General features: G+C 58.7%; 27 protein-coding genes. 5 read left to right on the top strand and 22 right to left on the bottom strand.

Features of this window, described 5'->3' with window-relative positions:
* Positions 1-30: 30 nt before the first annotated feature.
* Positions 31-1,194 (top strand): Do family serine endopeptidase, encoded by a 1,164-nt coding sequence (locus HY067_06595; GenBank protein ID MBI3527623.1) that lies wholly within the window; start codon positions 31-33, stop codon positions 1,192-1,194.
* 20 nt (positions 1,195-1,214) lie between these two features.
* Here the strand turns inward: HY067_06595 and tatC are convergent, their stop codons facing one another.
* The 22 genes from tatC to HY067_06485 form a co-directional block, all read right to left on the bottom strand.
* Positions 1,215-1,961 (bottom strand): twin-arginine translocase subunit TatC, encoded by a 747-nt coding sequence (tatC, locus tag HY067_06590; protein ID MBI3527622.1) that lies wholly within the window; start codon positions 1,959-1,961, stop codon positions 1,215-1,217.
* Between the two features lie 50 nt (positions 1,962-2,011).
* On the bottom strand, positions 2,012-2,473 hold the full coding sequence (gene tatB / locus HY067_06585; protein MBI3527621.1) for a twin-arginine translocase subunit TatB: 462 nt from the start codon (positions 2,471-2,473) through the stop codon (positions 2,012-2,014).
* A gap of 27 nt (positions 2,474-2,500) precedes the next feature.
* Positions 2,501-2,725, bottom strand: a complete 225-nt coding sequence (tatA, locus tag HY067_06580; protein MBI3527620.1) for a Sec-independent protein translocase subunit TatA — start codon at positions 2,723-2,725, stop codon at positions 2,501-2,503.
* A gap of 25 nt (positions 2,726-2,750) precedes the next feature.
* Positions 2,751-3,116, bottom strand: coding sequence for a histidine triad nucleotide-binding protein (locus HY067_06575; GenBank protein ID MBI3527619.1), 366 nt, complete (start codon positions 3,114-3,116; stop codon positions 2,751-2,753).
* Between the two features lie 53 nt (positions 3,117-3,169).
* On the bottom strand, positions 3,170-3,493 hold the full coding sequence (locus tag HY067_06570) for a phosphoribosyl-ATP diphosphatase (protein ID MBI3527618.1): 324 nt from the start codon (positions 3,491-3,493) through the stop codon (positions 3,170-3,172).
* The gene (gene hisI / locus HY067_06565) at positions 3,490-3,885 is read right to left on the bottom strand and encodes a phosphoribosyl-AMP cyclohydrolase (GenBank protein MBI3527617.1); all 396 of its coding nucleotides are present in this window, start codon (positions 3,883-3,885) and stop codon (positions 3,490-3,492) included. Before hisI ends, HY067_06570 begins: the two co-directional genes overlap by 4 nt.
* Positions 3,882-4,652 (bottom strand): imidazole glycerol phosphate synthase subunit HisF, encoded by a 771-nt coding sequence (hisF, locus tag HY067_06560; protein ID MBI3527616.1) that lies wholly within the window; start codon positions 4,650-4,652, stop codon positions 3,882-3,884. The genes hisI and hisF overlap by 4 nt, the downstream gene beginning before the upstream one ends.
* Positions 4,653-4,779: 127 nt before the next feature.
* Complete coding sequence (gene hisA / locus HY067_06555; protein MBI3527615.1) at positions 4,780-5,544, bottom strand: 1-(5-phosphoribosyl)-5-[(5-phosphoribosylamino)methylideneamino]imidazole-4-carboxamide isomerase; 765 nt, start codon at positions 5,542-5,544, stop codon at positions 4,780-4,782.
* Positions 5,545-5,624: 80 nt separating this feature from the next.
* Positions 5,625-6,311, bottom strand: coding sequence for an imidazole glycerol phosphate synthase subunit HisH (gene hisH / locus HY067_06550; protein MBI3527614.1), 687 nt, complete (start codon positions 6,309-6,311; stop codon positions 5,625-5,627).
* A 48-nt stretch (positions 6,312-6,359) separates the two neighbouring features.
* Positions 6,360-6,947 carry an imidazoleglycerol-phosphate dehydratase HisB gene (hisB, locus tag HY067_06545; protein MBI3527613.1) on the bottom strand — a complete coding sequence of 196 codons (588 nt, stop codon included), beginning with the start codon at positions 6,945-6,947 and terminating at the stop codon, positions 6,360-6,362.
* Between the two features lie 37 nt (positions 6,948-6,984).
* Positions 6,985-8,082 (bottom strand): histidinol-phosphate transaminase, encoded by a 1,098-nt coding sequence (locus HY067_06540; protein ID MBI3527612.1) that lies wholly within the window; start codon positions 8,080-8,082, stop codon positions 6,985-6,987.
* The gene (gene hisD / locus HY067_06535; GenBank protein ID MBI3527611.1) at positions 8,079-9,380 is read right to left on the bottom strand and encodes a histidinol dehydrogenase; all 1,302 of its coding nucleotides are present in this window, start codon (positions 9,378-9,380) and stop codon (positions 8,079-8,081) included. Before hisD ends, HY067_06540 begins: the two co-directional genes overlap by 4 nt.
* On the bottom strand, positions 9,377-10,027 hold the full coding sequence (locus HY067_06530; protein MBI3527610.1) for an ATP phosphoribosyltransferase: 651 nt from the start codon (positions 10,025-10,027) through the stop codon (positions 9,377-9,379). Before HY067_06530 ends, hisD begins: the two co-directional genes overlap by 4 nt.
* 28 nt (positions 10,028-10,055) lie before the next feature.
* Complete coding sequence (murA, locus tag HY067_06525; GenBank protein MBI3527609.1) at positions 10,056-11,309, bottom strand: UDP-N-acetylglucosamine 1-carboxyvinyltransferase; 1,254 nt, start codon at positions 11,307-11,309, stop codon at positions 10,056-10,058.
* A 13-nt stretch (positions 11,310-11,322) separates the two neighbouring features.
* Positions 11,323-11,559, bottom strand: a complete 237-nt coding sequence (locus HY067_06520) for a BolA family transcriptional regulator (protein ID MBI3527608.1) — start codon at positions 11,557-11,559, stop codon at positions 11,323-11,325.
* Positions 11,560-11,572: 13 nt separating this feature from the next.
* Positions 11,573-12,346: an ABC transporter permease gene (locus HY067_06515; GenBank protein MBI3527607.1), complete on the bottom strand. Its 774-nt coding sequence runs from the start codon at positions 12,344-12,346 to the stop codon at positions 11,573-11,575.
* A gap of 3 nt (positions 12,347-12,349) precedes the next feature.
* On the bottom strand, positions 12,350-13,252 hold the full coding sequence (locus tag HY067_06510) for an ABC transporter ATP-binding protein (protein ID MBI3527606.1): 903 nt from the start codon (positions 13,250-13,252) through the stop codon (positions 12,350-12,352).
* Between the two features lie 43 nt (positions 13,253-13,295).
* On the bottom strand, positions 13,296-13,580 hold the full coding sequence (locus HY067_06505; GenBank protein ID MBI3527605.1) for an STAS domain-containing protein: 285 nt from the start codon (positions 13,578-13,580) through the stop codon (positions 13,296-13,298).
* Positions 13,577-14,224, bottom strand: a complete 648-nt coding sequence (locus tag HY067_06500) for an ABC transporter substrate-binding protein (GenBank protein ID MBI3527604.1) — start codon at positions 14,222-14,224, stop codon at positions 13,577-13,579. The genes HY067_06505 and HY067_06500 overlap by 4 nt, the downstream gene beginning before the upstream one ends.
* A gap of 32 nt (positions 14,225-14,256) precedes the next feature.
* Complete coding sequence (gene mlaD, locus HY067_06495; protein MBI3527603.1) at positions 14,257-14,727, bottom strand: outer membrane lipid asymmetry maintenance protein MlaD; 471 nt, start codon at positions 14,725-14,727, stop codon at positions 14,257-14,259.
* Between the two features lie 3 nt (positions 14,728-14,730).
* Positions 14,731-15,525, bottom strand: a complete 795-nt coding sequence (gene mlaE, locus HY067_06490) for a lipid asymmetry maintenance ABC transporter permease subunit MlaE (GenBank protein MBI3527602.1) — start codon at positions 15,523-15,525, stop codon at positions 14,731-14,733.
* A 1-nt stretch (position 15,526) separates the two neighbouring features.
* A complete protein-coding gene (locus HY067_06485; GenBank protein ID MBI3527601.1) occupies positions 15,527-16,330 on the bottom strand; it encodes an ABC transporter ATP-binding protein in 804 nt (267 codons plus the stop codon).
* A 226-nt stretch (positions 16,331-16,556) separates the two neighbouring features.
* On the opposite strand from HY067_06485, the gene HY067_06480 reads away from it, so the two are divergent.
* The 4 genes from HY067_06480 (at position 16,557) to HY067_06465 (ending at position 22,673) form a co-directional block, all read left to right on the top strand.
* The gene (locus tag HY067_06480) at positions 16,557-17,999 is read left to right on the top strand and encodes a sigma-54-dependent Fis family transcriptional regulator (GenBank protein MBI3527600.1); all 1,443 of its coding nucleotides are present in this window, start codon (positions 16,557-16,559) and stop codon (positions 17,997-17,999) included.
* Complete coding sequence (locus HY067_06475; protein ID MBI3527599.1) at positions 17,999-19,396, top strand: AAA family ATPase; 1,398 nt, start codon at positions 17,999-18,001, stop codon at positions 19,394-19,396. Before HY067_06480 ends, HY067_06475 begins: the two co-directional genes overlap by 1 nt.
* Positions 19,397-19,551: 155 nt before the next feature.
* The gene (locus HY067_06470) at positions 19,552-21,357 is read left to right on the top strand and encodes a secretin N-terminal domain-containing protein (GenBank protein MBI3527598.1); all 1,806 of its coding nucleotides are present in this window, start codon (positions 19,552-19,554) and stop codon (positions 21,355-21,357) included.
* Positions 21,354-22,673 (top strand): tetratricopeptide repeat protein, encoded by a 1,320-nt coding sequence (locus HY067_06465; GenBank protein ID MBI3527597.1) that lies wholly within the window; start codon positions 21,354-21,356, stop codon positions 22,671-22,673. The genes HY067_06470 and HY067_06465 overlap by 4 nt, the downstream gene beginning before the upstream one ends.
* Positions 22,674-22,683: the final 10 nt, after the last annotated feature.

The following is a 22,683-nucleotide window of genomic DNA, read 5'->3' as shown; positions in this document are numbered from 1 at the left end:
ACGCAGCCACCCTCCCGTCCACTTCGTCCCATGCGCAAGCTCTGGCTCATATTTGCTCAGGCGGTAACGATCAGCCTCGCGGCGCTGTTTGTCGTCGTGACGCTGAGGCCTGATCTCGTTTCCTGGACCGGACACAACGGCGGAATCGTCACTGTTCGCGAAGCAGCGGACGCACCGCGCGACCGTCCCTTGTTCGTATCGCTGAGTCCTGCCGCCAAGAAGGCGATGCCCTCAGTGGTCAATATCTTCACCAGCAAAGACGTCAAGGTTCCGCGGCATCCTTTCATGGATGATCCGTTGTTCAGGCGTTTTTTCGGTGATCAACTTGACGGCGATACGCAGCACAGTTCCAGTCTCGGATCAGGCGTAATCGTCGGACCGGAAGGTTACATATTGACGAACCACCACGTCGTCGAGGCGGCGGACGAAATTGAACTTGCGCTTGCCGACGGTCGCAAGACGCCGGCAAAGGTCGTCGGAACCGATCCGGAAACCGATCTGGCGGTATTGAAAGTAGGCATCTCCGGACTTCCCGCAGCGACTTTCGGCAACCCGGACAAGCTTTCTGTCGGCGACGTGGTCCTCGCCATTGGCAATCCGTTCGGCGTCGGGCAGACCGTTACGATGGGCATCGTCAGCGCGCTCGGGCGCAGCCATCTCGGTATCAGCACTTTCGAAAATTTCATACAAACGGACGCGGCAATCAATCCTGGCAATTCCGGCGGCGCTCTCGTTGATGCCACCGGCAACCTCGTCGGCATCAATAGCGCGATCTATTCACGCAGCGGTGGCTCCCTTGGCATCGGCTTCGCCATTCCCGCCAATCTGGCCAAGCAGGTAATGGAACAAATCGTCCGCACCGGATCGGTAACTCGCGGATGGATCGGAGTGGAAGTGCAGGACCTCTCTTCGGAACTGGCGGAATCGTTCAAGCTGTCAAACCTACGCGGTACCTTGATCGCGGGAGTCTTGCGGGGAGGGCCGGCGGATCGTGCAGGAATCAAGCCCGGGGACATTCTCGTATCGGTGGAATCGAGCCAAGTTCTCGATTCGACCAGCATGCTCAATCTGGTTGCTGCGCTCGAACCTGGGAAACAGGCCACGCTGAAAATCCTTCGCAACCGGAATGAAATGCTGGTAAAGGTGAGCGTCGGCAAGCGCCCGCGACCCAACCGTCGCAACGAACTCGAATAGCAACAGCTCGAATCGTTAACTCAGCCGGCAGAGCCGGACTGGGATTCCTTAGGACCAGGCTTGGTAATCCATTGCGACACGAAGATCCCCAATTCATAGAGGATCCAGAGGGGAACTGCGAGCATGACCTGGGAGACCACATCCGGTGGAGTGAAAATCGCCCCGACCACGAAAGCGCCGACGATCATGTACGGGCGTATTTCCTTCAGCGTCTTGACGTTTACCAAGCCCATCCTCACCAGAATCACCACCGCTACCGGCACCTCGAAAGTCACGCCGAACGCCAGGAATAAGGTCAGCACGAAATCCAGGTATTTGCCGATATCCGTCATCACCGCCACACCCTCCGGGGCGACCGACACCATGAAGTGGAACACCACCGGGAATACCAGGTAATACGCGAACGCCATGCCGCAGATGAACAACAGCGTGCTGGTAATGATGAGCGGAGCCACGAGCTTTCGCTCGTGCGCATACAGTCCCGGGGCCACAAATGCCCAGATCTGATAGAGCAGGTAAGGCAACGCTATTACGAAGGCGGCCATCATCGTTACTTTCACCGGAACGAAGAACGGCGCGGTCACTTCAGTTGCAATCAACCTTCCGCCCGCCGGCATCGAAGCGATCATCGGCTGCGCAAGCAACGCATACAGGTCACGCGCCCACGGAAAGAGGCAGATGAATACGAGCAGCAAGGCGAGTACGCAACGCAGCAACCGATCGCGCAACTCGATCAGATGCGACATGAAAGAATCCGGCTCGGCCATCGATTGTTGGATGTGTCGCGGAAAAGAGGCGGTAAGGATCCGGCTAAAAATCAGACCGGCTTGTCGTTCGTGGGCGGCTTGTCACGCTGCAAGGCCGACGTATCCGGCGGACCGTCAGCTGGTGTTGCCTCGCCAACGCTCGCCGTCGGATTTTCCGGAGCTGGCGTCCCAGGGGGCATCAACTGGATCCCGGTTACGGGAGCGATTGTCGTTTCGACCTGTTTTTGCACTTCGGCACCGGCCTGCTTAACCTCGCTGTCGATGTAATTGACTTGCGAAGTGACGGACTGCTCTATGGAGCGAGCAGCATCCTGCATCGTGGCCTTCAGCTTGCGCAATTCGTCAAGTTCGATTTCACGGTTGATATCCGACTTGACCTCGGAAACATAGCGCTGCAACCGCCCGAACAAGTGGCCGAGCGTCTTCGCCACGCGCGGCAGACGCTCGGGGCCGATCACGATGAGCGCGACGACCCCAATAACGAAAATCTCGGATGCCCCGATATCGAACATGACGGCGGCCGGAAAGAAGACGCTCGGTCAGATTTTGGTCTTGTCCTTCACTTCGCCTTCGAATGTCTGGCCGGCATTCGCGCTATCCAGCCTGGCGGCCGGTTTGTCATCATCCGCACTCTTCATGCCTTCCTTGAAGCCCTTTACCGCACCGCCCAGATCCGAGCCGATATTGCGCAGTTTCTTGGTGCCGAATATCAATAACACCACCACCAGAACGATTAGCCAATGCCAGATGCTGAATGAACCCATCTTGTGTACTCCTGAATCAAAATATCTACGTTGAGCGCTGGATCATTCCCGGCAGCGGATCTTTGCCACCGAGCACATGCATGTGCACATGAAATACATCCTGCCTGCCGATCCGCCCGGTATTGACGATAGTCCGAAATCCGTCCGTCGAACCTTGCTCGCGTGCCAATCGGCCCGCCAGCACCATCATTTTTCCCAGCACCATCTGGTGACATTCCTGCACATGCTCGAGAGATTCCACATGCTCCTTGGGAATCAGCATGAAATGCACTTGCGCCACCGGATTGATGTCGTGAAAGGCAAGTAAATCTTCGTCTTCATAAACCTTGCGGCTGGGAATCTCGCCTCTGACAATCTTGCAGAAGACACAGTTCTCGACTGACGCTTTCATCCGTCTTCGCTCAGGCAGCGCTACCGTTTTCGCACGGCTTGTCGATCATCGATTCATCCAGTCCGTGAGTTCTTTTCGTCGACGCCCGATATGCCCTCGCGACGTTTCAGTTCCGCAATCACATCGTCGGGACCGAGACCGTGCCACGCGAGCATGACCAGGCAGTGAAACCAGAGATCGGCGGTCTCGCGAACGATATGAAGTTTATCACCGTCCTTCGCCGCAAGCAGGGTCTCGGCCGCTTCTTCCCCGATCTTCTTCAGGACGGCATCGTGACCCTTTGCAAACAGGCCGGCCACATAGGAATCGGCCGGATCGGCCCCTTTTCGGGACTCGATGGTCTGCGCGAGGCGACGAAGAATGTCGGCGTCTATCATGGCTTCGAATCGTAGATTTCCCCGGGGTCTTTGAGAACCGGTTCGGCTTCCACCCACATCCCATTTTCGAGTTTTCGGAAAAAGCAGCGGCCGTGGCCAGTATGGCAGGCGATTCCCCCCACTTGCTCCACTTCGAGCATGATCACGTCGCCATCGCAGTCGAGCCGGACTTGCCTGACAAGCTGCACGTGGCCCGATTCCTCGCCCTTGCGCCACAAACGCTTGCGCGAGCGCGACCAGTATACCGCCCGGCCGGAACGCACCGTCTCCGCGAGCGCTTCGCGGTTCATCCACGCCGTCATCAGCAGCCGGCCTGTCCCGACCTCCTGCGCGATGACCGGGATCAGGCCATCGGAATCGAAAACCACCTCGTCAAGCCACGACTCGCTCACAGCCTGACCTCGATGTTGTTCTGCGCCATGAAGCACTTCGCCTGTTGCACGGTGAGCTCGCCGTAGTGAAAAACACTGGCTGCAAGCACCGCATCGGCCTTGCCCACAAGAACGCCATCGACCAGATCCTGAAGGCCGCCGACGCCGCCACTCGCGATAACGGGAATTTCCAGCGCTTCGGAGAAAGCACGCGTAATCTCCAGATCGAAACCGGCCCTGGTGCCATCACGATCCATGCTGGTAAGCAGGATTTCGCCGGCGCCTGCCGCTTGCATGCGTTTTCCCCACTCCAGCGCATCCAATCCGGTAGAACGACGACCGCCGTAGGTAAACACCTCCCAACGCACCGGCGTCGAACCGGGTACCCGCCTGGCGTCCACCGCGACTACGATGCATTGCGATCCGAATCGCCCGGCCGCCTCTTCGACCAGCTTGGGATTCTCTACCGCTGAAGTATTGATGCTGACCTTATCGGCACCAGCGTTAAGCAAGCGGCGCACGTCGTTGACTTCACGTACGCCACCTCCGACGGTAAGCGGAATGAAAACCTGCGAAGCGACCTGTTCGATGATTCCGAGTATCAGTCCGCGATTGTCGGCGCTCGCGGTGATATCCAGGAACGTGAGTTCGTCGGCACCCTGTTCATCGTATCGGCGGGCAATCTCGACAGGATCGCCGGCATCGCGCAACGCGACGAAATTGACTCCTTTGACGACCCGTCCATCAGTAACATCGAGACAGGGAATGATGCGCTTGGAAAGGCCCATGGCGGAAAGCTTTACGAGAAGCGAGAGTAGGTTCGAAGAAAAATGTAATCCGACGATCAGGTCGAAATGCCTGACAAGCTCTGGTCGGGATCGGTCTGGTCAAGGCGGCGCAATCAATGCGCCAAGCCTATCCTTTCTTCTTTTGGACATTCTCGCCCGCTATCTTGTCCGCAAGCTTCTGCGCTTCCGCGAAATCCAGCGTTCCTTCGTAAATCGCCCGGCCGGTGATGGCGCCTAAGATGCCCTCGCCTTCCGCCTCGCATAACGCCTTCACGTCCTTCAGGTCGGCAATGCCGCCGCTGGCGATTACCGGAACCGACAGTTCGCGGGCCAGGTTTACCGTCGCTTTGATATTGACTCCGCTCATCATGCCGTCGCGACTGATATCGGTGTAGATGATCGCTTCGACGCCCAGATCCTGGAATTTTTTCGCCAGATCCAGCACGTCGTGCCCCGTTACTTTCGACCAACCATCCACTGCGACCTTGCCATCCTTCGCATCCAGTCCGACCATGATATGACCGGGGAAGGCATAGCAGGCGTCGTGCAGGAAACCAGGCGTTTTCACGGCGGCAGTGCCAAGAATGATGTAAGTAATGCCGTCATCGAGATAGCGCTCGACAGTATCGAGATCGCGGATACCGCCGCCGAGCTGCACCGGGATGTCCCCGCCGATCGCCTTGACGACTGCTTTTACAGCCTCCTCGTTCTTCGGCTTTCCGACGAACGCACCGTTGAGGTCCACCAGATGCAGGCGGCGCGCACCTTTGCCAACCCAGTGCTTCGCCATCGCGCCAGGGTCTTCTGAAAAAACGGTGGCGTCCGCCATCAAACCTTGCTTCAAACGGACGCAATGTCCGTCTTTGAGGTCAATTGCCGGGATGATCAACATGGTTTGGAATGGATTCGCCGTACCAACCGAACGTTTATGACGCAGTCAGCCGGATTGCGTACCCGAATTGTGAAATCGTGTCAGACGTTAGCCGCAGGGACGGCGCGCGTTTGTATGGATACGCGCTTCGCCCCGCTCCAGGAAACGAAATTGGATAACAGACGTAAGCCAGCAGACTGGCTTTTTTCCGGATGAAACTGCACGGCAAAAATATTATTCCTTGCTACGGCGCAGGTAAAGCTCGACGGATACCGGCTGGTTCCGGCGACCAGGTCCTGGTCGGGCGTATCCACATAATAGCTGTGCACAAAATAGAAGCGACTGCCGTCGGCGATCCCTTCCCACATCGGATGGGACATGGCTTGGTAAACCTGGTTCCAACCCATATGCGGGACTTTGAGCTTTTCTCCCTGATCGCCTTGACTGAGAGGGCTGGAAAAGCGCACGACCTTGCCGGGAAGCACGCCCAGTCCCGGAGTATCCCCTTCCTCACTGCGTTCGAACAACATTTGCAGGCCGATGCAAAGTCCCAGAAAAGGCTTGCTGCGCGCAGCCTCGAGCAACGGCGCGCGCAGTCCGCGTGCGTCCATTTCGCACATGCAATCCGGCATGGCACCCTGCCCGGGAAAGACTACCCGCTCGGCCGCAAGGATGGCAGCCGGGTCACTGGTGACGGCTATGACTTTCGCCGGCGCAACATGCTCCAGCGCCTTCGCTACCGAGCGCAAGTTGCCCATCCCGTAATCGACCACTGCGATATCAATCATGAGCCAGTGTTTGCGGCTTCGAAACGACTGCCTGCATACCCAACCAGTTCAGAGGCTTCCCTTGGTGGAAGGCAACGTGCCGCCGGCTCGCGCATCGAGTTCGACGGCCATGCGTAGCGCCCGGCCAAACGCCTTGAAGATGGTCTCGGCCTGATGGTGAGCGTTGCGACCTTTCAGGTTGTCGATGTGCAGCGTTACCAGTGCGTGATTTGCAAATCCCTGGAAAAACTCGTGCACGAGATCGACGTCGAATTCGCCGATCAGCCCGCGGGCGTAGTCGACCGAATATTCGAGCCCCGGCCGCCCTGAAAGGTCGATCACCACCCGCGACAACGCCTCGTCCAGCGGAATGTAGGCGTGACCGTAGCGGCGAACGCCCGTTTTGTCGCCAATAGCCTTGATAAAAGCCTGGCCGAACGTTATCCCGACATCCTCGACGGTATGGTGCGCATCGATGTGAAGATCGCCTTTGGCCTCGATCTCGAGGTCGACCATACCGTGGCGCGCAACCTGGTCGAGCATGTGGTCGAAGAATCCGACACCGGTTGCAAGCCTGGATTTGCCACTACCGTCGAGATTGAGCCGAACCTCGATCTGGGTTTCGAGAGTATTGCGGGTGACTTGGGCTTGGCGCATGGGATAACGGTCTGAAATTGGCCTTATCCTAACTCAATTACGACAATGCCGACGACGGCGAGGCAGCGGTCGACTCGTTGAGAATTTCACCTAGGGCTCCTACCAGCGCTTCGCACTGCGCATCCGTGCCGACGGTAATGCGCAGATACGGCGCAATCCTGGCCGGGTTGTGAAAATTTCTCACGAAGATGCCGTGCCCGCGCAAGCGGGCGGCCAACTCGGCACCCGTGCGCCCGGCATGGCGAACAAACACAAAGTTTGCAGTCGAGGGGACAACGTCGAAATCCAATTTCACGAGCCCGGCAACCAGACGTTCACGACTTTCGACGACTCTGCGCCAGGTTTCCTCGTAGTAAGGCTCATCCTCGATCGCGGCGACGGCACCTGCCTGGGCGAAACGATCCAGCGGATAGGAGTTGAAGCTGTCCTTGACCCGGTTCAGCGCTTCGATCAGGTCCGGGTGACCTATCGCATAACCCACTCGCAGTCCAGCGAGCGAACGCGACTTGGACAGGGTATGCGTCACCAGCAGATTGGGATAACGCAACACCAGCGGCACGACAGATACGCCGCCGAAATTCACATACGCCTCATCGATCACCACCACGGAGCCGGCGTTCGCTTGCAACAGCCTTTCGATTTCCGCCTCGGCAAGCAGGCGCGCGGTCGGGGCGTTGGGATTCGGAAAGACAATCCCGCCATTCGCTTGCAGGTAGTCGTCGACATCGATCTCCAAGGAATCGGTCAGCGGAATCTCCCGGTACTCGATGCCGTACAGACGGCAATACACCGGATAGAAGCTGTAGGTGATGTCCGGAAACAGGGCTGGTGCCTCGTGCTTGAGCAACGCTTGAAAGGTGTGCGCCAAGACCTCGTCCGAACCATTGCCCACGAATACGTATGCCGCTGGCACCTCATGGCGCATGGCGATCGCCTGCCTCAGCCGTTCGCTGACAGGATCGGGATACAGCCGCAGGGAATCGCCCACTTCGGCACGCAGTGCCTCCAGCACTCGCGGGCTGGGGCCATAGGGATTCTCGTTGGTGTTGAGCTTGACCAGGTTGGGCAACTTGGGCTGCTCTCCCGGAACATAGGGTGTCAGTCCCTCAACGACGGCACTCCAGAAGCGGCTCATCGATGGATCCGGTACTGAGCGGATCTTGCGTGCGCGGGAAGCCCCTCGCCGCCGGCCAATTCGGCCGCGATAAGGCCGAGCTTGCGTGCGCCTTCGGGTGAGACTTCGATCAAGCTGGTGCGCTTTTGAAAATCATAAACGCCCAGCGGCGATGAAAAACGCGCGGTGCGCGAAGTCGGCAGCACGTGATTCGGCCCGGCGCAGTAGTCGCCCAATGCTTCAGACGTATAGCGGCCAAGGAACACGGCGCCGGCATGGCGGATTTTCTCAGCCCAGCGTTGCGGCTCTTCTACGGACAGTTCCAGGTGCTCCGGTGCGATGCGGTCAGCGATCGCGCAAGCCTCTTCCAGGTCGCGGGTTTCGATCAATGCGCCGCGCCCGTTCAGCGAAGCCGTGATTACGCTGGCACGCGGCATATCCTTGATTTGGCGATCGATGCTGGCGGCAACCTTTTCGATGAACCCCACCTCCGGACAGAGCAGGATCGCCTGCGCCATCTCGTCATGCTCGGCTTGCGAAAAAAGATCCATCGCAATCCAATCCGGATCGGTTCTGCCGTCGCAGATCACCAGGATCTCGGAGGGTCCCGCCACCATGTCGATGCCAACCACACCGAATACGCGGCGTTTCGCAGCAGCAACATAAGCGTTGCCGGGGCCGACGATCTTGTCCACTTGCGCAATGGTTTGGGTGCCGTAAGCCAGTGCCGCCACCGCCTGCGCGCCACCGATGGTGAATACCCGATCCACGCCAGCGATACTGGCCGCCGCCAATACCAAATCGTTGCGTTCACCGCGAGGGGTCGGCACCACCATGATGATTTCGGATACACCCGCGACCTTTGCCGGCAATGTGTTCATCAACGCGGTGGACGGATAAGCCGCCTTTCCGCCAGGGACATACACGCCGACACGATCCAGGGGCGTGACTTTCTGTCCCAGCGTGGTGCCGTCGGATTCCGTGTATTGCCAGGACACCAGCGGCTGGCGTTCGTGATAGCCGCGAATGCGCGCGGCCGCCTGTTCGAGTGCGTCCCGTCGGGCTGGGGACAGGCCGGCGAGCGCCCGGTCGAGTTCGTTCCGCGGAATTTCGAGCGCGGCGAGCGATTCTGCCTCGATCTGGTCAAACCTGTTCGTGTATTCGAGAACTGCCTCATCACCGCGCGACCGTACATCCCGCAAAATCGCCTCGACGGTGCGCTCGATGCGCTCATCCTGGTGGCTTTCGAAAGCCAGCAACTTCGTGAGCTTCGCTTCAAAACCCGATTCACGGGTCGACAGGCGCGCGATCCGGGTCATGCCGGTTCCTTCAGCGTCGCCGCACGAAATGCGTCGATCACCGGCTGAATCTGCAGACGTTTGAGCTTGAGAGCGGCCTGGTTGACGATCAACCGTGCGCTGATCGGCATGATCTCCTCGACCGCCTTCAGTTGGTTTGCACGCAGCGTATTGCCGCTGGAGACCAGATCGACGATGACATCAGCCAGTCCGACCAGAGGCGCAAGTTCCATGGACCCGTAAAGTTTGATCAGATCGACGTGCACACCCTTTGCCGCGAAGTGTTCGCGCGCCGTCTTGAGATATTTGGTTGCGACACGCAGCCGGGCGCCCTGACGCACGGCAGCTTCGTAGTCGAAGCGCTCGGGCACCGCCACCATCATGCGGCATTTCGCGATGCCGAGATCGAGAGGCTGGTAGAGCCCCGTTCCGCCGTGCTCGAGCAACACGTCCTTGCCCGCTATGCCAATGTCCGCGGCACCGTACTGCACATAGGTCGGTACATCGGAAGCCCGCACGATGATGACGCTCACGTCGCCGCGATTGGTCGGGATGATCAGCTTGCGCGAAGTCTCCGGATCTTCGGACGCGACGATGCCGGCCGCCTTCAGCAGCGGCGCGGTCTCTTCGAAAATGCGTCCCTTCGACAGGGCGATTTTGATGCTCATGAGCGTCGTCAAAATCCGTCGTTGCCCTCTAGTGGGCGCGCTTGATGCGTGCACCGAGCTGATTGAGTTTCTCTTCGATGCATTCGTAGCCGCGGTCGAGATGGTAGACCCGGTCCACCAGCGTCTCGCCTTTCGCTACCAGCCCGGCGAGCACCAGGCTCGCCGATGCGCGCAAATCGGTGGCCATGACATTGGCGCCTTGCAAACCGCTAACTCCCCGCACAATCGCCGTGTTTCCCTCCACTTCGATATCTGCTCCCAGCCGGCGCAATTCCTGCACATGCATGAATCGATTTTCGAAGATCGTCTCGGTTACCACCGCGGTGCCCTGAGCCACGCTGTTAAGCGCCATGAACTGAGCCTGCATGTCGGTCGGAAAGGCGGGGTAAGGCGCCGTGCGCAAGCTAACGGACTTGAGAGCCCCGTTGGTCGACAATCGTATCCAGTCGTGGCCATGTTCGACTTGCGCCCCGGCTTCTTGCAGCTTGCCAATTACGGCGTCGAGGATATTCGCGCGCGTGCCTTTAAGCTTGATTTCCCCGCCCGTCGCGGCAGCGGCGCAGAGAAATGTTCCGATCTCGATCCGGTCCGGCATGACCCGATGAGTTGCACCTTGCAGTTCCCGGACACCTTCGATCGTTATTACATCGCTGCCAGCACCCCTTACCCGGGCGCCCATTGCGTTCAGGCATTCTGCAAGGTCAATGACTTCCGGTTCGCGTGCCGCATTTTCGAGTACCGTCACGCCGTCGGCCAACACCGCCGCCATCATCAGATTTTCGGTACCCGTCACCGTCACCAGATCCAGAACGATGTGCGCACCCTTGAGCCGTCCGGCACGAGCAAGGATATAACCTTGCTCGATGTCGATCTGCGCTCCCATCGCTTGCAGGCCCTTGATATGTAGATCAACCGGCCGCTGGCCGATCGCGCAACCGCCCGGCAACGACACCCGCGCTTCGCCGAAACGCGCAATCATGGGCCCGAGCACCAGAATCGATGCGCGCATGGTCTTTACCAGTTCATAGGGCGCCGACAGGTTATGCAGCTTCGCCGCCGTCAGCCCGACGCCAAGCTTTTCGTCGAGCGAAACTTCCACGCCCATCTGCGCCAGCAGATTCAGCATGGTGGTCACATCGCGCAGGTGAGGAACGTTCTGCAGCCTGAGCGTGCCGGGAGTAAGGAGCGAGGCGCAAAGAATGGGCAGAGCGGCATTCTTGGCGCCGGAAATGCGCACTTCCCCGGTCAGCGGCACGCCGCCATGGATGACGAGTTTGTCCACGTGGCGCGTACGGCTAGTGAGCGGCCCAGTCTTCCGGCGTGAAGGTTTTCATCGATAACGCGTGAATCTCTTCGCGCATGCGATCCCCCAGCGCCCGATAGACGACCTGATGCTGCTGGACCCGTGACTTGCCCCGGAACTCGGAACTGACGATCACAGCCTCGAAATGATGGCCGTCGCCGGTCACGTCTACGTGATCGCACACAAGGTTTTGCTGGATGTAGGACTTGACCTGTTCGGGGGTGATCATAAAACAACTTCCGTCAATTGCGCAGCTTGTAGCCGCGTTTGAGCAGCGACAAGGTGGCGAATGATAAAGCCAAAAGGCAACCGCCCACAATCGCGAAGCTGAGCTTGGGCGAAACGTCCGATACGCCGAAGAAGCCGTAGCGAAAGCCATCGATCATGTAGAAAAACGGATTGAAGTGCGAAACCTCCTGCCAGAAAGGCGGCAGGGAATGTATCGAGTAGAACACGCCCGACAGAAAGGTCAGCGGAATGATGATGAAGTTCTGGAAGGCGGCAAGCTGGTCGAACTTATCGGCCCAGATGCCCGCGACAATGCCGAGCGTGCCAAGCAGTCCCGAACCCAACAGTGCAAACAACAACACCCAGAGCGGACTTTGCATCGGAACGGGGACAAAAATCGAGGTGATGGCGAATACGCCGAACCCGACCACGACACCGCGCACGGCAGAGGCCAGAACATAGGCTGAAAAGAATTCGAAGTGCGACAGCGGGGGCAGCAGAATAAAAATAATGTTGCCCGTGATCTTCGACTGGATCAGGCTGGAGGAACTGTTGGCAAAGGAATTTTGCAGTAGCGACATCATGGCCAACCCCGGCACGAGGAAGGCGGTATAACGCACGCCCGGATAGACCTGCACATGCTCTTCCAGCACATGGGAAAAAATCAGCAGATACAGCAACGCCGTGAGCACCGGGGCCAGGATGGTCTGGAAACTGACTTTCCAGAATCGCGTGATCTCCTTGCGAAACAGCGTGGAGAAGCCGGCTATCGGTACGGACTTGGGCATGGCTCAATCTCTACGCATGATCTCGACGAAGACCTCCTCAAGATCGGGCTGTTCCAGTTCCATGAACGCCACCACGAGACCGTTTTTCCGGAGTTCACCGAGCACGGTTTCGACCTCCGCGTAGTCCCGCAGCGCAAGCAGGTATTCCCCGTTCGTTGGGGCCGTCGCCATCATTGGCACGAGTGACTCCGGCAGAAGTCCGTGCGCCAGCCTTAGTCGCAACTGGGTGCCGGAATAACCTTTGAGCAGATTATGCGTGGAATCAAGCGCGACCAGTTTGCCCTGCTTGAGCATGCCCACGCGGCTACAGAGTGCTTCTGCTTCGTCGAGGTAGTGTGTGGTCAGCACAATGGTATGGCCATCGCCATTCAACTGGCGGATGAATTGCCATAATCCCTGGCGCAACTCGACGTCCACCCCTGCGGTCGGCTCGTCGAGGATGATGACCGGCGGCTTGTGCACCAGCGCCTGAGCCACCAGAACACGCCTTTTCATGCCCCCCGACAGTGCGCGCATGTTGAAATCGGCCCGATTCGTCAGATCGAGCCGGGCCATGACTTCGTCGATCCAGTCGTCATTGCGGCCAAGTCCGAAATAGCCCGATTGGAACTGCAGCGTCTCGCGCACCGTGAAAAAAGGGTCGAACACGAGTTCCTGAGGCACGACACCGAGGGATCGCCGCGCACCGCGGTAATCGGCCGCCACATCGTGGCCCATCACCTTGAGACTGCCGGCGTCCGCGCGGGCCAGGCCGGCGAGAATGCTGATCAGCGTGGTCTTGCCCGCGCCATTGGGGCCAAGCAGCGCAAAAAATTCGCCCTCCTGGATGTCGAGACTGATGTCGGCGAGCGCCCGTACTCTCCCATAGGCCTTGGAGACCCCACTTATCTCGATGGCAGGCTGCACGGCAAACGGGGAGGGCGCTGCTTCGTCGGGTTATCGGAAATGGCTAGTCGGCCGCAACCGGAATCAGGTCGACGACGCCGTAAAGATCCGCCAGGCTCTGCAAATCATGGCCCAAGTTCGCAAAAGCGATCTGCCTGCCGCTGCCGCTGAAACGCCGGGTCCATTCCAGCAGCAGGCTCAATACTGACGAATCGGCGCGGATCACCCCTGCGAGGTCAACGATCACCCTGTCGCCATCGAAAGCGGTGCCTTCTGCGATCAAGGCCCCGACGTTGTCGAGCGTGACCGGGCCATGGATCAAATAGCGATTTCCCTGCTTGACGATCATTTATTGGACGCCGGCGGTGTTTTGCCGCTGTTTTTGTCGACCAGACTCTTGATCAGTCCGTCGATTCCACCGTTCTGGATCTCTTGGGCGAACAGATTGCGATAGTTGATGATCAGGCTGGCGCCGGCCACGCGTATGTCGTAGACCTTCCAGCCTCCCGCCGTATTGCCCATATCGTAGTCGACCCCCATCGGTGGGGCGCCTCCGGGCAACTTGATCAGCGTCTGCACGGTTGTTTCAGTATCCGCGGGATTCATCTTGTACGGTCGGAATTCGACTGCAATCCCGGTGTAAGCAGTAAACGCGGCCGAATAGGAACGCACCAGCAACGCACGAAATTCCTTGACCAGTGTTTCGCGCTGCGCCGGCGACGCGTCGCGCCAGGGGCGGCCTACCGCGAGGCGCGTCATGCGTTCGAAATCAAAATGCGGTGCGACTTTTTCCTCGATCAGTTGCACTATTCTTGCCACATTGCCCGCCCGAATGTCCTTGTCGCTGCGCACGACATTCAACACTTCTTCGGTCGTCTTGCGCACCAGCACATCCGGCGGAACTTCCTCGGCTCTCGTGGAGATGGCAGTTGAACACGCCATCAACAATGCGATAAGCCATCGCCCTATCACTTCCTGACTTCCTCTTTGCATGGGCATTGTCCTGGTTGAATCCGCATTTATCATTATTTGCCGGCGCCGGATTCGGCAGCTTTGCCGTAAAGAAACTGGCCGATCACTTTTTCCAGCACGATCGCCGACTGCGTAATCTTCAGGCGGTCGCCATCCTTGAGATTTTGCTCGTCCCCCCCGCCATCCATGCCGACATATTGCTCGCCGAGCAGGCCCGCGGTCAGTATGGACGCCGATGAGTCCTTCGGAAACGGATAACGCTTGTCAATTCGCAGTGCAACATTGGCACGAAAGGTCCGCGTATCGAGGGAAATTCCTTCTACCCGGCCGACCACTACACCCGCACTTTTCACTGGGGCGCGCACCTTCAAGCCCCCGATGTTGTCGAATTCCGCGATAACCCGGTAACCGTCGGACACACTCACGCCGCTCGCGTTCCCGACCTTCAGCGCCAAAACGAACAGTGCCGCCACGCCAGCGGTCACAAAAATTCCAACCCATAGGTCCAGTGTGGTCCGCTGCATGATTCAGACTCCTGTAAACATAAACGCGGTCAACACGAAATCCAGTGCCAGTACCGCAAGGGCGGAGGTAACAACCGTCCGCGTTACTGCGTGCGATACGCCTTCCGCGGTCGGCGGCGCATCATAACCTTCGAACAAGGCAATGGCCGTAACTGCGGCGCCGAATACGATGCTCTTGATCACCCCATTCAAGATATCATCGCGCAGATCGACGCTCGATTGCATTTGCGACCAGAACGCTCCGGAATCGACGCCGATGATGACGACGGTGATCAGATAGCCACCAAATATCCCCATCACGCTGAAGATTGCCGCAAGCAGCGGCATCGACAGAAAACCGCCCCAGAACATCGGACTTATTACTCGCGCAAACGGGTCGACTGCCATCATTTCCATGGCCGACAATTGTTCGGTTGATTTCATGATGCCGAGTTCCGCGGTCATCGCCGACCCCGCGCGACTGGCAAACAGCAGCGCCGCAACGACTGGCCCCAGTTCTCGCACCAGTGCCAGCGCAACCAGGGTGCCGACTGCCTCTGCGGAGCCGTAGCGTTTCAGTGTTTCGTAACCCTGCAGACCGAGCACCAAGCCGACGAACAGGCCCGATACGATGATGATGATGAGGGAAAGCACGCCCGCGAAGTGGAGTTCATCGATGGTCAGATGAAACCGTCGAAACGACAGACCTGAGCGCAGCATCACCAGCCCCATGAAGCGGGTTGCGGAACCCATGCGCCATACCGCATTGATCGTGCGGCGGCCGACGAGCCGTAATCCGCCGGAAAGGGATCTCAACATGTCAGCGGCCGAACCCCAGATCCTCGCCATAGGCTGGCGCGCCGTAGTGGAAGGGCACCGGTCCATCCGACTCTCCATGAACGAATTGATGCACGAAGGGTTCCGTGGACTCAGCTACCTGTCGGGGAGTTCCCTCCGCGACGACATGGCCGCCGGATAAAAAGTAAACATAGTCCACGATCTTCAAGGATTCCTGAACATCGTGGGTGACGACGATCGACGTCGCGCCGAGCGCATCATTCAACCGGCGGATCAAATTGCCGATGATGCCGACCGAAATCGGGTCCAGGCCGGTAAACGGCTCGTCATACATGATCAGCATAGGATCGAGTGCAATCGCGCGTGCAAGCGCCACGCGCCTCGCCATCCCGCCGGACAATTCGGCGGGCTTGAGCGCCTGGGCGCCGCGCAATCCGACTGCATGAAGTTTCATCAGGACAAGATCGCGGATCATCGATTCCGGAAGGTCGGTGTGTTCGCGCAGGGGAAACGCAACGTTGTCAAACGCACTCAAGTCGGTAAACAGGGCGCCGAACTGAAACAGCATGCCCATCTTCCGGCGCATGGCATAAAGCTGCGTGTGCGACATGTCGTGAATGGGGCTGGCATCCACCCGCACTTCACCGCGATCCGATTTTAGCTGGCCGCCGATCAACCGCAGCAACGTGGTCTTGCCGGTACCGCTCCCGCCCATGATCGCGATGACTTTCCCGCGTGGGAAAACCATGTCCACTCCCTGGAGGATGGGGCGCCGATCATATGAAAATTCGACGCGCGAGAATTCGACGAGGTTATCGGAAGGCACGTAAAAAATCGGGTGGCGAAATCAGGGCTGCATTGTAACGGAGAGCGGCATTCATCGCCGTACCGCGCAATTTTCGGTTGGACCCGCATGCAAGCGTCTGGGTTACCTTGCCCGGGAAACAGAATAGGCGGCGCTTCTACCTCGCAGGTCACCTAAACCTATGAACAATCAAGCCCTTCTGGCACAATAGCGCGACGCCGCCGCATCCTTGCCGGCCATCGGACAAATGGATACACAGAGCGCATCGAAACCGGAACTGCTGATCGTCGACGATGACCCGCTTATCATCGACACGTTGAGTTTCGTGCTCGGCAAGGACTATAACGTCAGGGCGGCCACCTCCAGAACTCAGGTGAAGAGTCTGCTTCGGCAGCTCGATGCCGCGCCGGAACTGGCCCTGGTGGATTTGGGCCTGCCACCGACGCCGCATCGTCCGGACGAAGGCTTCCAATTGATCACCGATCTGCTGGCCCATTCCCCGTCGATCAAAATCCTGGTTCTGTCCGGACAGAACGACGAAGCCAATGCCCGCTATGCCCGCACGCTGGGCGCGGTTGAGTTCATTTCCAAGCCGTGCGAGCCGGATGTACTCAAAGCGATGCTCGCCAAGGCAAGACGCATGGCCGAGGTGGAGCAGTCATCCGCCAAAGCGGATACCGGGCTCATCGGCGGAGGCTTTGCGATAACGAAGCTGCATCAGCAGATAGCACAGTATGCGACGGCCCCGTTCCCCGTGCTGATCGAAGGCGAATCCGGCAGCGGCAAGGAGCTCGTTGCGCAATCGCTGCACCGGCAAGGCCCGCGGGCCGGGAAGCCCTATCTCGCACTCAATTGTGCCGCCATTTCGCCGTCGTTGGTCGAGCCAACGCTTTTTGGTTACGTGAAGGGTGCGTTCACCGGCGCCAGTTCCTCGCGCTCTGGTTATTTCGAGGATGCGCACGAGGGAACGCTGTTTCTCGACGAAATCGGCGAGTTACCGCTCGAGTTGCAGGCGAAATTGCTGCGAGTGCTGGAAAATGGCGAATATCAGCGCGTCGGCGAAACGCAAAGCCGGGTCTCCAATGCACGGGTCATTGCCGCGACCAATCGTGATCTGCGCAGGGAAGTGCGTTCAGGGCGTTTTCGCGCGGATCTCTATCATCGGCTCTCGGTGTTCTCGATATCGGTGCCCTCGTTGCGCGATCTCGGCGAAGACAAGGTAAGGCTGCTCGAGCACTACTCTGCACTCTATGCGCGTCAGAGCAATGTACAGCCATTCAAACTCGATCACAAATCCCTCGAGCTGTGGATGCAATACGGCTTTCCCGGGAATGTGCGCGAGTTGCGCAACATCGTCATCAGGCTTGGCACCAAATACCCCAGCGAAACGATCAATAGCGAGCAGCTACTGGGCGAGCTCGACTGGGAAGACCCGATGTCGACACAATCCGAGGTCGGCCAAGTCAAGGACTTCAAGACCTCCGTGGAGGTGGCCCGCAAACATTTGCAGACCAAGAAGGGTTTTCTCCTGGACGAGGCGCTTCGCGATCTGGAAAGAAGCTATGTTGAAGCAGCCCTGGATATCACACGGGGCAATCTGAGCCAGGCGGCGAAATTGCTGGGAATTCATCGCACGACCCTGTATAGCCGCATGCAGAACTACGCTCCTGGCATGGAGGAGGGGACCTGATGTACTACGAGTTCTTCGGTCTTAGCCATGCCCCTTTCAAGATCACACCCGATACCGATGTATTCTTCGAGGGCGGCAATCGCGGTGCGATCCTGGAAGCCTTGATCTATGCGATCACGCACGGCGAAGGCATCATCAAAGTGACAGGCGAGGTGGGCAGCGGCAAAACGATGCTATGTCGCGTTCTGCAAACGCGCCTGCCGCAGAATGTGGAGACGGTCTATTTGGCCAATCCGAGCGTATCTCCGGAGGAAATTCTCCATGCAATCGCCTTCGAAATGCAATTGCGCGTACCGAAGGATGCGAGCCACCTGGAAGTCATGCACGCGCTGAACGATTACTTGGTCGAGCGCCATAGCCAGCAACGCCAGGTCGTCGTCTTCGTGGAGGAATCCCAGGGCATGCCGATTTCCACGCTGGAAGAAATCCGGTTGCTCTCCAACCTGGAAACCAAGCAGCATAAATTGCTGCAGATCTTGTTGTTTGGACAGCCCGAGCTGGATGAAAACCTGCGGCAGCAAAACATACGGCAATTGCGCGAGCGTATTACACACAGCTTCAACCTCATGCCGCTCGATGACGAAGATGTCAGGGCATACCTGACTTTTCGCCTGCAAGCGGCCGGATATCACGGGCCTGATTTATTCAATCGGAGAGTGATCACTTACATGACCCGAGCCTGCGACGGCTTGACGAGGCGTCTCAATCTCGTTGCCGACAAAGCGCTCCTAGCCGCTTTTGCCGAAGGCACGCACAACGTCAGTTTGAATCACGTCAAAGCCGCGGTGCGCGACAGTGAATTCAGCAACGTCGAACCACCGCGAGGACATGCGCCCGTTACCTACGCTTTAGCAGGGCTGGCGCTGGGAGGCATGCTCGGCATTGCCGCCTTTGCGACCTATCAGGCATTTACCGCACCCAAGGCTCAAGTCGTGCCAACAGCGGCTGCCCCTGCTCAAGTTTCGCAAGCAGCGCCGGAGGCAATCGTCGTGGCGAATGCCCCGGCCGTTCCTGCAACTCCTGGCCCAGCAACTGGAGCACCTCCAGAGACAAGCGCGCCTCCCGACGTGCTGGAACAGCGCTTGCTCGCAACCGACCAGTGGCTTGGTGAGCAGAACGGGGGCTTCTACAGCATTCAGTTGCTCGGTTCAGACGACCCTGAACTCCTAAGAGAGTATTTCAAAACAATCGCTAAATATCTTGAAATAGAAAAGGTTTATGTGTACCGTACCACTGCGAATCGGCACCCTTCCCTGACCGTTTTGTATGGGACTTTCGCAAACCGGTATGAGGTCACGCGGACGCTGCAGAATCTGCCGGACGAGTTGAAATTCAACCGGCCTTATTACCGGACTATCCAGGGCATCCGCTCTGAAATCGCCCGCCAAAGGTCATAGAAGCCGGCGTATCGGTGCTTGGGGAATGAGGCGGGAGTTTTGTGCCTAGTAAAGTACGAAAAACTTTGACGGGTCCGAGAATGCTCATTCAAGGGGGAAAATCCGCTTCACGCGCGGGCGTGGAGTTGTTTTCTGTGGCGTTTGCCAGGCGCCACATGCTGCCAGCCGACGTCGTGGCGGCAGTCATTTCCTTACTTGCCCTGTCCGTCGGCGGCTGTGCAACCTACCAGCCGACCGTTCCCCCTTCGAAAGGCCATATCAACGCCGACCAGTTTCCGGCGAAGGCGGCGGATGAAAAGATCCTGCCACCGGTTACCACCAGCAATTTCGTCCCTCTCCCCAAGCCGCAAGTCAAAGCCCCGACGTACAGCGTTGTGGTCAACGAAGTGCCGGTAAAGGAGTTGCTTTTCGCTCTGTCACGGGATACCCGGCAGAACATCGATGTACACCCGTCCATACAGGGTCTGGTGTCGTTGAACGCAATTGACGAAACCCTGCCGGCCATCCTCGAACGCGTCGCGCAACAGGTAAACATCCGTTATCGCACCGAAGGCAAGACCATCCTGGTGCTCCCGGATTCCCCGTATTTCCGGACCTACAAGGTCAATTACGTGAACATGAGCCGCGATACGGCGTCGAGCATCGGCGTAAGCGGCGAGATCAGCGGCTCGACGGTTGGCGGTGGCGGCCAGTCGGGAGGTGCACAGGGACAAGTCGCCGGCGGTACCTCGAACACCAAGGTGGACACCAAGTCCGTCAACAATTTCTGGGACGTCCTGCGGCAGAACATCGAAGCGATTTTGTCCGCCAGCAAAGCGATTTCGCAATCCGCCGACCAGCGGGCTGCACGTGCCGAATCCGAACGCGCGGCCAAGGAAGAACGGATTGCTCAGGCTGAAGCCGTATCGCGCGCGGGCGGAAATGCGGCTTCGTTGTTCACCACCGCTTTCGGCACCGGCTCAATTGCACCGACGGATACCAAGAATGAAATCGTTGTAAATGCGGTGACGGGTACAGTATCGGTATTGGGCACGGAAAAGCAGCAGGTGCTAATACAGCAATATCTGGACAGCGTCGGCTCGGCGTCACAGCGGCAGGTGCTGATCGAAGCCACCATCGTCGAGGTGAAGCTCTCCAACAACTATCAGGCCGGCGTGGACTGGAGCCGACTGGCCGCTTCGATCGGCAATGGCGCCTCGTTCACGCAGCAATTGATCGGCGCGCCACCGACGGGGGCTCCCAACGGCCTGACGATCGGCTACACGAATCCGAACTCCCGCGTGGGCGACGTCAGTGCGACCATCCGCTTGCTCGAGCAGTTCGGCAACACAAGGGTGTTATCGAGCCCGAAGCTCATGGCGCTCAACAACCAAACCGCGCTGTTGAAAGTGGTGGACAACGTCGTCTACTTCAATATCGAGGCGCAGACCAATACCAACCAAACCACCTCCACCACCACTTTCACCACAACCGCGAAGACGGTTCCGGTAGGACTGGTGATGAGCGTGCTGCCGCAGGTTACAGATTCAGGAACGGTAAATCTGACGGTCAGACCGACGATTTCGCGGATTTCGGGCACGGTTCAGGATCCTAATCCTTCACTGCGGGCTCAGTTCACCGCTACGGGAGTCCAGACCTCCCCTGCGATACCAAACCTGATCCCGCAGGTCCAGGTTCGGGAAATGGAATCTGTGCTGCAGGCAGGCAGCGGCCAGACCATCATTCTGGGCGGGCTGATGCAGGATGACGTGCGGCGCGACCGCGATGCCGTGCCCGGTCTGGGGCGGCTGCCCTCCCCGGCGAGCGACGTCTTCAGTTTCCGCGACGAAGCAGTGAGCAAGACCGAGCTGGTGATCTTCCTCAAGCCGACCGTAATCAGCAACCCGTCGTTGGATAGTGACGAGCTCAAGTTTTTCCGCCGTTTCCTGCCGACGATCGATCCGAGCGGCAAAACGCCATGAGCTTGTTGCTCCAAGCCCTGCAGAAAGCCGCAAAGAGCCGCGAAGAAGGCGAGGTCGATCTTTCGGTCGACGCATTGGCGATGGCGGACGAATTAGCGCTGGAACCGACGCTGTCGGCGCCGCGTACCCACCAGGATTCTCCCGAATCGCCCACCTCCGCGCAGGCCGCAACCGTGGTGCAGGCTGGGAGCGTGCCGGCATTCGATGCGCTCGATTACGCGCGCGAGCACTACATGCTGAGCCTTATCAGCATCGCGATTCTATTGGCCGCGGGATACGGGACTTATGTCTACCTGCAAGTGAGCCAGCCGTTTCGCCATTCGACGCCGGCGCCGTCACCGTTGGCAGCACCCACCGCCCAAGCGCCTCCCGTGAATGCGCCGCCACTATCGGCAAATGCAAAGATCAGCGGAATGCCGGGGAGCACGACCACGCCCGTTACCAGTGCCGGAGCAAGTGCCGCTGCCATGGCCACCGAACGGGCTGCTGCTGCCCCAGACCAGCGCACTCCGCCCGCATCACCTTCAATCCTTGACGAACCGGCTGCCAAAGCGGCGGTGGCCAGGGAATCGACGGCCACCAAGCCTTTCCCCGGCGCGGCGACAAAACTGCGTCGCCGGCCCGAGTCGGCACCGCTCGCAGATGCAAGCGATTCGATCGAGACCGTCGTAATCCCGACCTTGCAGTCCAAGCCCTCGGGAGATATTTCGGTGCGTCGTGACGCGGCCAGCGTAGCGCCGATCAGTCCGACGCTGATGAAAGCCTACGAAGCTCTGCAAAGCGGGGACCATGCGCGCGCCAAAGGGCTGTACGAACAAGTCCTGCAGGCCGAGCCGCGCAATATTGATGCCTTGCTCGGATTAGGAGTGATAGCGCTGAATGAAGGTCACATCGACGATGCCAGTCGGTACTATCAGCGGGTGTTGGAGTTGGATCCGCGCAATTCTTATGCGCAGGCGGGCTTGATCTCGATTGTCGGCGGCGCGGATCTGCAGGCCAGCGAATTCCGACTGAAACAATTGATTGCACGCGATCCATCCGCGTTCCTCTATTTCTCCCTGGGCAATCTCTACGCCGAACAGGGGCAGTGGCCTTCCGCGCAGCAGACCTATTTTCAGGCCTATCAGATGCAACAGGACAATCCGGATTACGCGTTCAACCTGGCCATCGGCCTGGAGCATCTCGGCCAGAATCGGCTTGCGCTCGATTACTACCGCAAAGCCTTGGATCTGTCCTTCAAGAAAGGCCACGCCAACTTCGATCAAAGCCTCGTCATCCAGCGCGTCGGGCAGCTTTCCACTCGCGTAGAGCAGTGAGCTAGCGCCG

This window comes from Betaproteobacteria bacterium, from assembly GCA_016194905.1.
Classification (GTDB): domain Bacteria; phylum Pseudomonadota; class Gammaproteobacteria; order Burkholderiales; family JACQAP01; genus JACQAP01.
The sequence above is the reverse complement of the archived record's forward strand: the minus strand, read 5'-3'. Positions and strand labels throughout refer to the sequence as shown.

What these genes read in the sequence shown, in the direction of transcription:
- HY067_06520 (MBI3527608.1), bottom strand. Translation starts at nt 11,559, where the DNA reads ATGATCACCCCCGAACAGGTCAAGTCCTACATCCAGCAAAACCTTGTG.
- HY067_06465 (MBI3527597.1), top strand. Translation starts at nt 21,354, where the DNA reads ATGAGCTTGTTGCTCCAAGCCCTGCAGAAAGCCGCAAAGAGCCGCGAA.
- HY067_06505 (MBI3527605.1), bottom strand. Translation starts at nt 13,580, where the DNA reads ATGATCGTCAAGCAGGGAAATCGCTATTTGATCCATGGCCCGGTCACG.
- HY067_06470 (MBI3527598.1), top strand. Translation starts at nt 19,552, where the DNA reads ATGCTGCCAGCCGACGTCGTGGCGGCAGTCATTTCCTTACTTGCCCTG.
- mlaE (MBI3527602.1), bottom strand. Translation starts at nt 15,525, where the DNA reads ATGTTGAGATCCCTTTCCGGCGGATTACGGCTCGTCGGCCGCCGCACG.
- HY067_06530 (MBI3527610.1), bottom strand. Translation starts at nt 10,027, where the DNA reads ATGAGCATCAAAATCGCCCTGTCGAAGGGACGCATTTTCGAAGAGACC.
- tatA (MBI3527620.1), bottom strand. Translation starts at nt 2,725, where the DNA reads ATGGGTTCATTCAGCATCTGGCATTGGCTAATCGTTCTGGTGGTGGTG.
- hisB (MBI3527613.1), bottom strand. Translation starts at nt 6,947, where the DNA reads ATGCGCCAAGCCCAAGTCACCCGCAATACTCTCGAAACCCAGATCGAG.
- HY067_06540 (MBI3527612.1), bottom strand. Translation starts at nt 8,082, where the DNA reads ATGAGCCGCTTCTGGAGTGCCGTCGTTGAGGGACTGACACCCTATGTT.
- mlaD (MBI3527603.1), bottom strand. Translation starts at nt 14,727, where the DNA reads ATGCAGCGGACCACACTGGACCTATGGGTTGGAATTTTTGTGACCGCT.
- hisH (MBI3527614.1), bottom strand. Translation starts at nt 6,311, where the DNA reads ATGATTGATATCGCAGTGGTCGATTACGGGATGGGCAACTTGCGCTCG.
- HY067_06500 (MBI3527604.1), bottom strand. Translation starts at nt 14,224, where the DNA reads ATGCAAAGAGGAAGTCAGGAAGTGATAGGGCGATGGCTTATCGCATTG.
- tatB (MBI3527621.1), bottom strand. Translation starts at nt 2,473, where the DNA reads ATGTTCGATATCGGGGCATCCGAGATTTTCGTTATTGGGGTCGTCGCG.
- HY067_06595 (MBI3527623.1), top strand. Translation starts at nt 31, where the DNA reads ATGCGCAAGCTCTGGCTCATATTTGCTCAGGCGGTAACGATCAGCCTC.
- tatC (MBI3527622.1), bottom strand. Translation starts at nt 1,961, where the DNA reads ATGGCCGAGCCGGATTCTTTCATGTCGCATCTGATCGAGTTGCGCGAT.
- HY067_06575 (MBI3527619.1), bottom strand. Translation starts at nt 3,116, where the DNA reads ATGAAAGCGTCAGTCGAGAACTGTGTCTTCTGCAAGATTGTCAGAGGC.
- hisD (MBI3527611.1), bottom strand. Translation starts at nt 9,380, where the DNA reads ATGACCCGGATCGCGCGCCTGTCGACCCGTGAATCGGGTTTTGAAGCG.
- HY067_06480 (MBI3527600.1), top strand. Translation starts at nt 16,557, where the DNA reads ATGGATACACAGAGCGCATCGAAACCGGAACTGCTGATCGTCGACGAT.
- HY067_06570 (MBI3527618.1), bottom strand. Translation starts at nt 3,493, where the DNA reads ATGATAGACGCCGACATTCTTCGTCGCCTCGCGCAGACCATCGAGTCC.
- HY067_06515 (MBI3527607.1), bottom strand. Translation starts at nt 12,346, where the DNA reads ATGCCCAAGTCCGTACCGATAGCCGGCTTCTCCACGCTGTTTCGCAAG.
- hisA (MBI3527615.1), bottom strand. Translation starts at nt 5,544, where the DNA reads ATGTTGATCATCCCGGCAATTGACCTCAAAGACGGACATTGCGTCCGT.
- HY067_06475 (MBI3527599.1), top strand. Translation starts at nt 17,999, where the DNA reads ATGTACTACGAGTTCTTCGGTCTTAGCCATGCCCCTTTCAAGATCACA.
- hisF (MBI3527616.1), bottom strand. Translation starts at nt 4,652, where the DNA reads ATGGGCCTTTCCAAGCGCATCATTCCCTGTCTCGATGTTACTGATGGA.